This is a genomic window from Antarctobacter sp. (assembly GCF_048262615.1).
Taxonomy (GTDB): Bacteria; Pseudomonadota; Alphaproteobacteria; order Rhodobacterales; family Rhodobacteraceae; genus Antarctobacter.
On the sequence record NZ_JBLXFB010000001.1, the window covers coordinates 395,042 to 407,145 of the forward strand.

Annotated in this window: 11 protein-coding genes; 4 read left to right on the forward strand and 7 right to left on the reverse strand. The window is 64.2% G+C overall.

From position 1 onward, the window contains the following. Nucleotides 1–7 precede the first annotated feature (7 nt). On the forward strand, nt 8–1,798 hold the full coding sequence (locus ACN0S5_RS01885; RefSeq protein ID WP_417205414.1) for a gamma-glutamyltransferase family protein: 1,791 nt from the start codon (nt 8–10) through the stop codon (nt 1,796–1,798). 53 nt (nt 1,799–1,851) lie between these two features. On the opposite strand, the gene ACN0S5_RS01890 is transcribed toward ACN0S5_RS01885, so the two are convergent. Beyond that, nucleotides 1,852–2,562: a hypothetical protein gene (locus tag ACN0S5_RS01890; protein WP_417205416.1), complete on the reverse strand. Its 711-nt coding sequence runs from the start codon at nt 2,560–2,562 to the stop codon at nt 1,852–1,854. A gap of 250 nt (nt 2,563–2,812) precedes the next feature. Here ACN0S5_RS01890 and ACN0S5_RS01895 point away from each other — a divergent pair, with 250 nt between their 5' ends. After that, a complete protein-coding gene (locus ACN0S5_RS01895) occupies nt 2,813–3,616 on the forward strand; it encodes a DUF2189 domain-containing protein (protein ID WP_417205417.1) in 804 nt (267 codons plus the stop codon). Between the two features lie 8 nt (nt 3,617–3,624). On the opposite strand, the gene ACN0S5_RS01900 is transcribed toward ACN0S5_RS01895, so the two are convergent. From ACN0S5_RS01900 to ACN0S5_RS01910, 3 genes are all read right to left on the reverse strand, one after another. Continuing rightward, nucleotides 3,625–3,837 (reverse strand): hypothetical protein, encoded by a 213-nt coding sequence (locus ACN0S5_RS01900; RefSeq protein WP_417205419.1) that lies wholly within the window; start codon nt 3,835–3,837, stop codon nt 3,625–3,627. Continuing rightward, nucleotides 3,834–4,994 carry an aromatic ring-hydroxylating oxygenase subunit alpha gene (locus ACN0S5_RS01905; RefSeq protein ID WP_417205421.1) on the reverse strand — a complete coding sequence of 387 codons (1,161 nt, stop codon included), beginning with the start codon at nt 4,992–4,994 and terminating at the stop codon, nt 3,834–3,836. The genes ACN0S5_RS01900 and ACN0S5_RS01905 overlap by 4 nt, the downstream gene beginning before the upstream one ends. Nucleotides 4,995–5,113: 119 nt before the next feature. Next, nucleotides 5,114–5,938 (reverse strand): helix-turn-helix domain-containing protein, encoded by an 825-nt coding sequence (locus ACN0S5_RS01910; RefSeq protein WP_417205423.1) that lies wholly within the window; start codon nt 5,936–5,938, stop codon nt 5,114–5,116. 222 nt (nt 5,939–6,160) lie between these two features. Between ACN0S5_RS01910 and ACN0S5_RS01915 the strand changes: the two genes are divergently transcribed. Continuing rightward, nucleotides 6,161–6,481 carry a hypothetical protein gene (locus ACN0S5_RS01915; protein WP_417205424.1) on the forward strand — a complete coding sequence of 107 codons (321 nt, stop codon included), beginning with the start codon at nt 6,161–6,163 and terminating at the stop codon, nt 6,479–6,481. 85 nt (nt 6,482–6,566) lie between these two features. Here the strand turns inward: ACN0S5_RS01915 and ilvN are convergent, their stop codons facing one another. Beyond that, nucleotides 6,567–7,127, reverse strand: coding sequence for an acetolactate synthase small subunit (gene ilvN, locus ACN0S5_RS01920; protein WP_323770344.1), 561 nt, complete (start codon nt 7,125–7,127; stop codon nt 6,567–6,569). Between the two features lie 191 nt (nt 7,128–7,318). On the opposite strand from ilvN, the gene ACN0S5_RS01925 reads away from it, so the two are divergent. Further along, nucleotides 7,319–9,346 carry an ATP-binding protein gene (locus tag ACN0S5_RS01925; protein WP_417205426.1) on the forward strand — a complete coding sequence of 676 codons (2,028 nt, stop codon included), beginning with the start codon at nt 7,319–7,321 and terminating at the stop codon, nt 9,344–9,346. Between the two features lie 10 nt (nt 9,347–9,356). Here the strand turns inward: ACN0S5_RS01925 and ACN0S5_RS01930 are convergent, their stop codons facing one another. Both ACN0S5_RS01930 and ACN0S5_RS01935 read right to left on the reverse strand, forming a co-directional pair. Further along, entirely contained in the window at nt 9,357–10,349 is a 993-nt protein-coding gene (locus ACN0S5_RS01930) for an acyltransferase family protein (RefSeq protein ID WP_417205428.1), read from the reverse strand. Further along, nucleotides 10,346–12,100 (reverse strand): acetolactate synthase 3 large subunit, encoded by a 1,755-nt coding sequence (locus ACN0S5_RS01935; RefSeq protein WP_417205430.1) that lies wholly within the window; start codon nt 12,098–12,100, stop codon nt 10,346–10,348. The genes ACN0S5_RS01930 and ACN0S5_RS01935 overlap by 4 nt, the downstream gene beginning before the upstream one ends. Between the last annotated feature and the right edge of the window lie 4 nt (nt 12,101–12,104).

Genomic DNA, 12,104 nt, shown 5'->3' on the forward strand with positions numbered 1-12,104 from the left:
AGGCGACATGGATTTCACCACACGGCCGGAACTGACCGGAACATTCGGCATGGTCGCCACCACCCACTGGCTGGCCAGTGCGGTGGGGATGAAGCTGCTGGAGGCGGGCGGCAATGCCTTTGACGCGGCGGTGGCGGCGGGCTTTGTGCTGAACGTGGTCGAGCCGCATCTGAACGGCCTGCTGGGCGATATGCCCGCGCTGGTCTGGCCTGCCGGAGACGACGCGCCGCAGATGATCTGCGGGCAGGGCTGCGCGCCTGCCGGGGCGACGGTGGCGCATTACCGCGATCAGGGGCTGGACCTGATCCCCGGTTCCGGCCTGCTGGCGACGGTGATACCGGGGGCCTTTGATGCATGGATGCTGATGCTGCGCGATCACGGGACGATGTCCCTGCGCGAGGTGCTGGAACCGGCGATCCACTATGCCGAGGCCGGGCATCCGATCCTTGCCCGCGCCGCCGGGGTGATCGCGGATCATGCCGGGTTGTTCCGCACCGAATGGCCCACCTCGGCGGCGGTCTGGTTGCCGGGGGACGCGGTGCCGGTGGCGGGCCGCCTGTTCCGCAACCCCGATCTGGCGGGGGTCTGGACGCGGCTTTTGACCGAGGCAGAGGCTGTCACGGGACGCGAGGCGCAGATCGAGGCGGCGCGGCGGGCCTTTGCGCAGGGGTTTGTGGCCGAGGCGGTCGACAATTACATGCGCGATGCCTGCGTGATGGATGGCACCGGCGCGCGCCGCAGCGGGGTGCTGACTGGACAGGATATGGCCGGTTGGACCGCGACCGTCGAACCGGCGGTGCAGGGGGGCTATCACGGCTGGGACATCTGGAAAGGCGGGTTCTGGACGCAGGGACCGGCGCTGTTGCAGTCACTGACCCTGCTGGCGCAGACCGGTATCGGCGACGCCGGACCGCTGGAGGCGGATTTTGTGCATCTGGCGGTGGAGGCGATGAAGCTCGCCTTTGCGGACCGCGAGGCCTATTACGGCGACCCCGCGCAGTTCGACATTCCGGCGGCGCATCTGCTGTCAGAGGACTACGCCCGCGAGCGCGCCGGGCTGATCGGCCCGTGGGCCTCGACAGAGCAGAGACCGGGGCTGGTGCCGGGGTTGGAAAACTTGGCAGAGCGGTTTGTCGCGCGGGCGGCGCGGGCGATCCCTGCGGCCAAGGGGGCCGGTGGCGGAGAGCCGACAATGGCGCATCTGGACAAGCGCGAAGGCGACACCGTGCATCTGGATGTGGTGGACCGCTGGGGCAATATGGTCTCGGCCACGCCCTCTGGCGGCTGGTTGCAGTCGAACCCGGTGGTGCCGGGGCTGGGCGTGCCGCTGAACACCCGCGCGCAGATGTTCTGGCTGGATGAGGGGCTGCCGACGACGCTGGCACCGGGGCGGCGGCCGCGCACGACCTTGACGCCGTCGATGGCGCGGGCCCCGGACGGGACGCGGCTGGCCTTTGGCACGCCGGGGGGCGACAGTCAGGACCAGTGGCAATTGTTCCTGCTGCTGCGGCTGGTGCATCACGGCATGACCCTGCAAGCGGCGATCGACGCGCCGCTGGTGCTGTCGGGGCATTTGCAGTCGAGCTTTTACCCGCGCGGGTCAGAGCCGGGCGCGCTGCTGGTCGAGCCGGGGTTTGCCCCCGGCGCGGTCGAGGCGCTGCGCGGGCGCGGCCACCGGGTCACGCAGGCGGACCCTTGGACCTTGGGGCGGTTGACGGCGGTGGCGCGCGGGGCGGATGGGCTCCTGCGCGCCGGGGCCACGCCGCGCCTGATGCAGGCCTATGCGGCGGGGCGGTAGCCGGGCATCAGCCAAGGGGAGGTCGGTTTTTGGGGGCCTCGCTGCGGCGCGGCTCACTGGATCGCGGCCACCAGATGCGCGCGGTTGCCATTGCTTGCGCGTTTGATGAACCACGATTGACCCAGACGGCGGCAGATGCGGACATTGGTCTTTTCGGCCACGAAGAAGGCCAGAAAGTCCCGTTGCAGATCGAGAGTCAGGAACCAGTCGCCCAGTTCGCTGCACCGCTCGGGGTCGGCCTGTGGCAGTTTGGCGATCTCGTCGGGGGTGAGGTCCTGAAACAGCACGCTGTGAACGCTGGTGCCGTTGCGTGAAACGGGCGTTACGCCGATCCCGTCAGGCGCGCCGTCGACCACAGGCGGATCGGCTTTGGCGACGTCCACCTCAGGCGGGTCGATGTCTGGTGGGTCGATGTCGGGCGGGTCGATGTCGGGCGGGTCGATGTCGGGGGACACGATTTCGGGGGACACGATTTCCGGCGGGTCGTCCTTGGGCACCTCAACGGTGCGGTCGGGGAGGTCAACCGCATCCAGCGCCGCAACCCGGTCGCGGGTTGTGTCCAGCAGATCGCCGGACCCGTCCGGCGGCTCACCCACCTCGGCCCCGCGATTTTTCAGGTCCAGCTCGATCTCGGCGACGGCGATCAGGATGTCGGCCATCAGTTGCTCGGCGGGCGTGATGTCACCGGGCCCGTCCTGAGCGGTGGCCGCCTGCGCCATCAGCAGTCCGGCAAAGGCAATCGGCAGGCAGCGACAAGGGAACATGACAGGGACCTCAAATACCACGGACCTCAAATAGGTCTCTGAAATGTAGACAATCGCGCGGCAAAGGCCAAGTCCCGGCCTGCCCGTGACCGGGTCGCGAAATCCGTACTTTATTGGGCGGGGCGGCCTGTTACCGCAGATGGCCCGATGCCGCGCGCTGGCCGGCGTCAGCCGACCGCGCGGTTGACGCCGGTCGTTCATATGCCCTTTACTGAATGCAGAGCAATGGGCTGAGCGTGGGAGGAAAGCCGTGCCTGATACCCCCAAACCCGGTGTGCCGGAGTTGGGTCCGGTCGATGCGGGCCTGCTGAAAGAGGCGTTGCGGCGCGGCTGGCGCGACTTCAGGCGCGCGCCGGGGTTTGCCCTGCTGTTCGCGCTGGTCTATGTGCTGGGCGGCTGGTTCATGGCCTGGATCACATGGATCACCGGACAAAGCTATTGGCTGGTCTTTGCCGCCATCGGCTTTCCGCTGATCGCGCCCTTTGCGGCGGTGGGGTTTTACGACGTGAGCCGACGGATCGAACAGGGCCGCCCGCTGGACTGGATGCAGATCCTAGGGGTGGTCAAGCGCGAGTCCGGGCGTCAGTTGCCTTGGCTGGGGGCGATCATCCTTGTGGTCTTTCTGTTCTGGTTCTTTCTGGCGCATATGATCTTTGCGCTGTTTCTGGGCCTGTCGACGATGACCAATGTCTCCAGCTCACTGGATATCTATTTCACCGCAAACGGGCTGACGATGCTGGCGGTGGGCACGGCGGTGGGGGCGGTGTTCGCTGCGCTGCTGTACATGATCACTGTGCTGTCGCTGCCGATGCTGCTGGACCGGGAGATCGATTTCGTGACCGGGATGATCACCTCTTTTGCCTACGTGCAGGCGCATCCTGTGCCGATGCTGGGCTGGGCGATCTTTATTGCGGTGGTGACGCTGGTGTCGATGCTGCCGGGGTTTCTGGGGCTGTTCATCTCGCTGCCGCTGCTGGGGCATGCGACGTGGCATCTGTATGACATGGTGGCCTATGGCCAGAGCCATGAGGCCGGGGCCCATGTGGCGGCCTGAGCGCCTTGTCAGGCCTCGCGCCCTTCGGCCTTGAGGCGGGCGTGCAGCCCGGCGGCGCGGGCGTCGCCCAGTTCCAGCGCAAACACATAGGCGTGGGTCAGGTAGAAACAGGCGGCGTCCAGGTCGTTCACCGTTTCAGCCGCCTGCGCGTAAAGGGCCACCAGCGCCGCGCGGTCATCCCGCGCGTGCGCCTCCAGCAACCTGTCGTCGAGCTGTTTCACTCTGCCGCCGTGGCCAAGTCGCGGCAGGCCTGTACCTGCGCGGCCACCCAGTCGTGAAAACAATGGGTCGGGCTGTCCATCGCGGGCGAAAAGCGCCCGCCGTCAAAGCCGCTGGCATGGCGGCCACGCTGCATCCCCTCGACGACAAAGATGTCTTCCTCGAAGACCGTCTTCCACAGTTGCGTGTTGCGCTGGCGCAGGCCGCTGTCGGTCTTGGGTTGCGCGTAGTAAAGGTGGATATGTTCGACCGTCTTGGCCGGACCTTCGGGCAGCAGGACGATGGCAAAGGCGTGGTCGCGGTGGACGCCGAACAGCACGTTCGGATAGACCGCGATGTATTCGGCGGCGGTATCCCATTTGTCAGAGATATCGTCGAAGTCGGGGAACGGATCGCCGTTCTCATTGGTGACCTGACGGTAGACCTCGGTGCCCTGACCGGAAAAGCAGCCCGGCTGTTCGATGTTGTAATGGTCTTCCAGCCGCGAATAAGAGTTCAGGCCGGGATGGACCCAGGGCAGGTGATAGCTCTCACAGTAGTTTTCGACCGCGAGTTTCCAGTTGGTCGCGACCTCCAGCGTGATCATGCTGTCCGATCCGCCGTGATACAGCGGCTTCTCGAATTCGGCCCAGCGGGTCATGACCTCGGCCATGGCCTCTTCAAAGGCGGGGGCATCGCCTGAGACATTGATCCAGACCACATCGCGCCAGATGTGGCTGCGCACCTCGATCAGGCCTAGGGTGGCGCGGTCGATGGCGTCATGGGTGTTGTGTCCGGGGCCGCCGACATGCGGCGTGCTGACAAGGCGGCCATCGGTGCCGTAGCACCACGAATGATAGGGGCAGCGGATCGCGCCCTCGATCTTGCGGGGCTCTTCGACAAGGATCATGCCCCGGTGGCGGCAGATGTTCTGAAAGACCCGCACGGCCCCATCCCGCCCGCGCAACAGCAACAGCGGCATGCCGAGAAAGGTGATCGGCCTGGCATCGCCTTCTTCGGGAACATCGGCGGTGACGGCAAGGCCCGCCCATTGGCGGAACAGCACGGCCTCACGTTCCTCGGCAAAGACATCGGGGTCGATGTAGTGGGCGTTGGGCAGGCCGTTGGCCTGTGCAACGGGGCGGCGGACGCTGGCCAGATCGGTCGGGGGAAGGGTCATCGGGGCGGGCCTTCTGCTGACGTGGGACAGTATCCCGGTTAGACGCAGAAAGCGGACTTGAACCGATCAAACCCGACACAGTTTGTATCACAGCGACCGCAGGCCCGCCGGACCCGGTGTCAAATGAAGGGTTCGGACGGTTTGAGAAGATTGCGCTGATAGCCCAGCAGATCGCTCTCGGCACAAAAGCCGGCGCTGCGGGCGGCGGGCAGCACATGGGCCATGTCCTTGCCCAGATATTCATAGACCAGCCGTTCGACCCGGCGCCCGGCGACGTTCTCGCGCACGGTGCGGGTCACGTATCCGACCCAGAAGTTGTTTTCGAACGACGGGATCCGCGCGAGGAAGTTGAACGAGGTGGTGGTGGCCCCCCGGCGGCTGACAAGGGCGGCGATGCCGTCCTCCTGCGGCATCACCGCGCCGCGGAACTCACGCGTTGCGGGGTCGATGGGTAAACCCTGCTGGCGCATGGCGTCCTTGGCCTCGAACCCCTTGAGGAAGGTGCCGTCGCGGCTGCGGAACACGTAGATCAGCCCGCGCACAAACATGTGCTCATCCAGAAAGCTGCGCCGGGCAAAGCGGTAGAAGCCGCTGGGAAACGCCTCTTCGCTGACCGGGCGCATCGCATTGCCCAGATAGTCCGAGATCGCCGGGTTGTTCAGAATTCCGGCGTCGTTGTTGGTGATCTCCTGAACGGACTCCAGCAGGATGCGGGCGTCGACGTGAAAATACGAACAAATGCGATGCAAAACATCGGGGCGCGGGAAACTTTCCCCGGCAAGGTAGCGGTTGAACTGCGTCCGGTTGATCCCGAGGTCTCGGCACAGCGCGGAAATCGACGGCGCGCGTTGAGACAACTGGCGCAGATTGGCACCAAGCATGCTGCGCAACTCGGCCGGCGCCGGTCCGCGCGTGTTCGAGTTTGTGGCAGACTTTTCCGACATGTTGTCCCAGTCCTGTCTTGTAGCGCCTTTAGGTTGCAGGATTTTCGCGCGATTGTCCCCTGCTACATCACCACTTGATGCTGATTGGCGTCATGTGTGATGCTACTTGGCGGCAAAATTGACTTGTCACGCCACAAAAATCAAGACGAAGACACGGAAAATAACCTATTGCGTCGGAAAGGTTTCGTTCACCTTCATCTTACAAACATCAGTGGGTGTAACATGCAGGATCAGATGCTGGGCGTTGTTTTGTGGGCGGATGTCGATGACCGCAAAGCCGTGATCTGGTGCGAAGATCACGGAAACCTTGCGTATTACACGGCTGCGGAGCAGAGCGTGCACGAGGGGATCGATCTGGATGCGGGCGACCTGATCCAGTTCGATCTGCGAGAGGATCGCGATGTCCGTCGGGCGCGCAATCTGCGCCGTGTGGATGCGGGCTTTGCCCCGACCATCGTGCGTGAGTTGCGCAACCGGGGTCCAAGGGGCAGCAGCACGGCCGACAACGTCGTGAGCTTTCCCGAGGCGCGCCGCGCCGGGTAAGTCGTCTAAGCCGGGTAAGGAAAAGGCAGATCGTTTGGCGCGACACCCATGATCGGGTGTCGCGCCAAATGTTTGTTGTCAGGTGTCAGACGCCGCGCGCCAGGGCCGCGACGCCGGTGCGGGCGACCTCGGCCAGACCAAGCGGGCGCATGAGATCGGCAAAGGCATCAATCTTGTCCGGGGTGCCGGTGAGCTGGAACACAAAGCTTTCCAGCGTCGAATCCACCACATTGGCCCGAAAGATATCCGCAAGGCGCAGCGCTTCGACGCGTTTGTCGCCGGTGCCGTTGACCTTGAACAGCGCCAGTTCCCGTTCGACCGATTTGCCTTCGACCGTGAGGTCATGCACCTCGTGCACGGGCACGATGCGGCCAAGCTGGGCCTTGATCTGTTCGATCACCTGCGGCGTGCCGGTGGTGACGATGGTGATGCGGCTGAGGTGCCCCTGATGGTCGACCTCGGCCACGGTCAGGCTGTCGATGTTGTAGCCACGGCCCGCGAACAGCCCGATGACCCGTGCCAGTACACCCGGTTCGTTCTCTACCAGCACCGCAAGGGTGTGTGTCTCCTGCACATCCGAAAAATTGGGGCGGAGGTTATAGGCAGAGTGCTTGCTCGAACCTTTCTTGATCTTCAGTGCTGACATCGCCGGGCCTTTCTGAGGGGTGCCGACCCGCAAGAGGCGGGCCGCACAGGAAGTTAGCCAAGATTGCAGCCATTGGCCAGCGGCCAGAGCGGCGAAATCGGACAAAGAAAGGGATTTAATCGCATGTCAACGGTTTGCCTCTACGCCGGTGTCATTGCGTTGCGTTTGTTTCCGGAGATCAGGTGCCACTTATGTCCGAGAGGGAAAAAGACGCCAGGATCTGGGCGGATGTCATTCACCTCATGCCGGCATGGACATGGGAGTCGGATGCCGATTACCGGCTGAGCTATGTCAATATCCGCCACTCTGGCCTGCACCTGTCGGCGCAGCAGTTGAACGGGTTGTATATTCTCGATCAGGACACCACCAGCGGCGATGAGGCCGGGCTGGATCGTCTGATGGACGCGCTGCGCGACCAGCGTGAGGTGCGCGGCCTCAGCTATGAACGCATCATGGTGAACGGCACACGTGCGGTGCTGATGGACAGCGCGGTGCCGATCTGGTCCGAAAACGGCGAATTTTCCGGCTATCGCGGGATTACGCTGAACATCAGCGCGGTCATGCGCAAGGCCGATGTGACGGACTCGCTGGTCGCCGGGCTGAACAAACGGACCGCCGTGCTGGAACAAAGCCTGATCGACAAGGCCAATGAACTGTCGGAAACCAACCACCTGCTGACCGAAATCGTTCAGGGCATGGGCGAGGGGCTGCTGGTGACGTCGGGGACACGGCTCGACGATCCCGACAACCGGATCGTACAGGTGAACCCCGCGTATCTCCAGTTGTTCGGCCTGCAACCGGAGGACGTGCCCAACGGCACGCCGGTCCGCGATCACCTTGCCATGCTGGTCCGGAAGAACAAGGCCCCGAACGATCCATCGTCCCACAGCGATGTCCAGCAGGCGCTGTTCGAAGGCCGCAAGGTGCTGATGGAAATCCCCGACTCCGGTCGGAGCTTTCTGATGCAGGCCTCGTCGCGCCCGCCGCTGGGAAACGTGATCGTTCACACCGACATCACCGAGCTGCGCAACCAGAACGCCGAACTGCGCGCCGCGCGGGACGCCGCCAATGTCGCCAATGAGGCGAAGTCGTCATTTCTTGCAAATATGAGCCATGAAATCCGCACCCCGATGAATGGGATCGTGGGTATGGCGGATCTGTTGACCGAAACCGACCTTGGCCCCGAACAGGCCAGTTACGTGGCCACCATCCGGGGGGCGGCGCTGGCGCTGACCTCGCTGATTTCCGACATTCTCGACTTTTCCAAGGTCGAGGCCGGACATCTGGAACTGGAAACGGCGGCGTTCGAGATTTCGGGGCTTGTCGATGAGATCAGCGATCTGTTGTCGCCGCTGGCGGCGCAAAAGGGGCTGTCGCTGAAGTGCATTATTGATGCGGATGTGCCGCAACTGGTCGAGGGGGACGCCCTGCGCATCCGGCAGGTGCTGATGAACCTGATGGGCAATGCGATCAAGTTCACGCTGGCCGGTCAGGTGACCTTGCACCTGTCGCGCAAGACCGCGCGCGGCAATGAAATCCGCTTTACCCTGACCGACAGCGGGATCGGCATCCCCGCGGACCGGCTGGCGGTGATTTTCGATCCCTTCGAACAGGTCCACAAGGGCCACGAACGCCAGTTCGAGGGCACCGGCCTTGGCCTGTCGATCTGCAAGCGGCTGGTGTCTGCCATGGGTGGCACGATTTCCGCCGCCTCGGACGAAGGTCGCGGAACCACGTTTACGGTGGATTTGCCGCTGCCGGCGGTGGCCTTCGGTGCGCCGGACGCCGCGCCGGTCTCGACCGAGGCGATGCGTCTGGACGGGCTTTGTGTTCTGGTGGTCGAGGACAATCGCACCAATCAGGCGGTGGCGCAGAAAATGCTGGAGCGGCGGGGCGCGCAGGTGGTTCTGGCGGACAATGGACGCCGCGCGCTGGAGCTATACGATCCCAACCGCTTTGGCCTTGTGCTTATGGATCTGTCGATGCCCGAGATGAGCGGTCTGGACGCCACCCGCCTGATCCGCGACCGCGAGCGGCAACGCGGCTGGCCGCACCGCCCGATCATCGCCTTGACGGGCAACGCCTTTGACCGGGACCGCGTGGCGGCGTCAGAGGCGGGCATGGACGGTTTTCTGAGCAAACCTGTGCGCCGCGATGCGCTGTTGCTGACTATTGCCACCCATATCAACGCGGCGTCTGACCGGGCGGCGGCCTCGTGAGGGCGCGGTCTCAGAACCCCAGCAAACGGGGCGAGGCGACGGCGCGCACCGCGTAAAACACCGCGACCGGACCAATCAATCCCGCCATCGTGCCAAGGGCCAGATGCAGCGCCGCATCGTCGGTGAATTTGAACAGAACAATGCGCGTGGCGGCGGTGAACAGCGTGTGCGCCAGATAGATCGGCATCGAAAGCTGGCCCAGCCGCACCAGCAGCCGCCCCAATGCGCCAAAGCGGGCGTTCAGCATCACGATCATGCCAAGCGACAGCACCGCGGCAACAATCTGAAACGCCAGAACGCTGTCGGGCAGGCCAAAGCTGATGATCTGGACCACGGCAAAGACCGTCAGCGCCTTGAGCCCGGCGGAGGTGCCAGAGGGCAGGGGCCCCGCCCGCGCCAGCCAGACACCCAGACAGAACAGCCCCAGATGCAGCGCGGCGTTCACCGTCAGCGGACCCAGCGGCAATCCGGGCAGCGACACGACCGCCGCAGCCCCAACAGCCAGCACAAGCCAGACCCACGTAGGACGCGCCCGCGCGCCGGGCACGGCGATCAAGAGGGCCAGCATCTGGATCAGGAACAGCGCCCAGAGAAACCACAGGTGATCCCGTGGCGGCAGCGGCCAGCCAATCAGATCGGACAGCGCCTCGGGGGTGTTGATGGCGCCACCCGCAAGATAGCGGAACCCGGCAAAGATGTAGGTCCACAGCAGCAGCGGCCAGAGCAGGCGCAACGCCTTGTCGCGCACACCGCGCCACAGCGGCTTTCGTCGTGCGGATGCCTCGAACGTGACGCCCGACAGCAGAAAGAACAGCGGCATGTGAAAGTTGTAGATCAGCTTTTCGACCGTATGGAAAAGCCTGTCGGCGGGCAAAAGCCCTGCCGCCTGCGCCCCCAGCCACGCATGGCCGAAGACAACCAGTATGATGCCCAGCCCCTTGGCCCGGTCCAGCCACACCACCCGGCCCGCCGGGGCGGACCGGGTGAGCGGCGAGGTGGTCACACGAGCACCGCGCCCTTGGAGCCGATGGCGTCCTTGGTCGAGGCATCGCCCAGCAACATCTTGTTGTGCGGCGCGCCCGAGGGGATCATCGGGAAGCAGTTTTCATGCTTTTCGACGAGGCAGTCGAAAATCACCGGACCGTCGTAGTCCAGCATTTCCATGATCGCATCGTCCAGATCGGCGGGATCCTTGCAAAGGATGCCCTTGGCGCCAAACGCCTCGGCCAGCTTGACAAAATCGGGCAGCGCCTCGGACCAGGATTGCGAATAGCGTTCGCCGTGCAGCAGTTCCTGCCACTGGCGCACCATGCCCAGACGCTCGTTGTTGAGGATGAACTGCTTGACCGGCAGACGGTACTGCACCGCGGTGCCCATCTCCTGCATGTTCATCAGCCACGAGGCCTCACCGGCGACGTTGATCACCAGCGAGTCCGGGTGCGCGATCTGCACGCCGATCGACGCGGGTGTGCCGTAGCCCATGGTGCCCAGCCCGCCGGAGGTCATCCAGCGGTTGGGATCCTCAAAGCCAAGATACTGCGCGGCCCACATCTGGTGCTGACCGACCTCGGTGCAGATATAGCGGTCACGGTCCTTGGTCAGCGCCTCAAGCCGGGCCAGCGCGTGCTGCGGCCTGATGGTGCCTTCGGAGGGCTTGTACTTCAGGCAGTCGACCTTTTTCCATTCCTCGATCTGCTTCCACCAGCGGGCAATCGCCTCACGGTTGACCTTGCGGCCGCGCGCTTTCCAGAGGTTCAGCACATCTTCGAGGACGTGGGCCACGTCGCCGACAACCGGGTAGTCGGTCTTGACCACCTTGTTGATCGACGACGGATCAATATCGATATGCGCCTTGCGCGAATGCGGGCTGAAGGCGTCAAGGCGGCCCGTGATGCGGTCGTCAAACCGCGCGCCGACGTTGATCATCAGATCGCAGCCATGCATCACCAGATTGGCCTCATACAGACCGTGCATGCCGAGCATGCCCAGCCAGTTCTTGCCGGAGGCCGGGTAGGCACCCAGCCCCATCAGCGTCGAGGTGACCGGAAAGCCCGTCGCCTCGACGATTTCGCGCAAAAGCTGGCTGGCGGCGGGGCCGGAATTGATGACGCCGCCACCGGTGTAGAACACCGGGCGTTCGGCCATCTCGATCGCCTCGACCAGATGTTCGATCATCTGCATGTCGCCCTTGACCTGCGGCTGATAGTGGCTGGTCGCGGCCTTGGGGATGCCCTGATATTGCGAGCTGGCGAACTGGACATCCTTGGGAATGTCCACAAGCACCGGACCGGGACGGCCCGAGGTGGCGACGTGGAACGCCTCATGGATGGTGGACGACAGCCGCGCGGTGTCCTTCACCAGCCAGTTGTGCTTGGTGCAGGGGCGGGTGATGCCAACGGTATCGGCCTCCTGAAAGGCGTCCGAGCCGATCATGAAGGTCGGAACCTGTCCGGTCAGCACGATAATCGGGATCGAGTCCATCAACGCATCGGTCAGCCCGGTCACCGCGTTGGTGGCACCGGGGCCAGAGGTCACAAGAACGACACCGGGTTTGCCGGTGGAGCGGGCATAGCCCTCTGCCGCGTGCACCGCGCCCTGTTCATGGCGAACAAGGATATGGCGGATGTCGTTTTGCTGAAACACCTCATCGTAAATCGGTAGTACAGCGCCGCCAGGGTAGCCGAATACCGTGTCCACGCCCTGGTCCTTGAGGGCCTGAACCACCATTTTCGCTCCGGTCATCTGACGTGTCATCGCA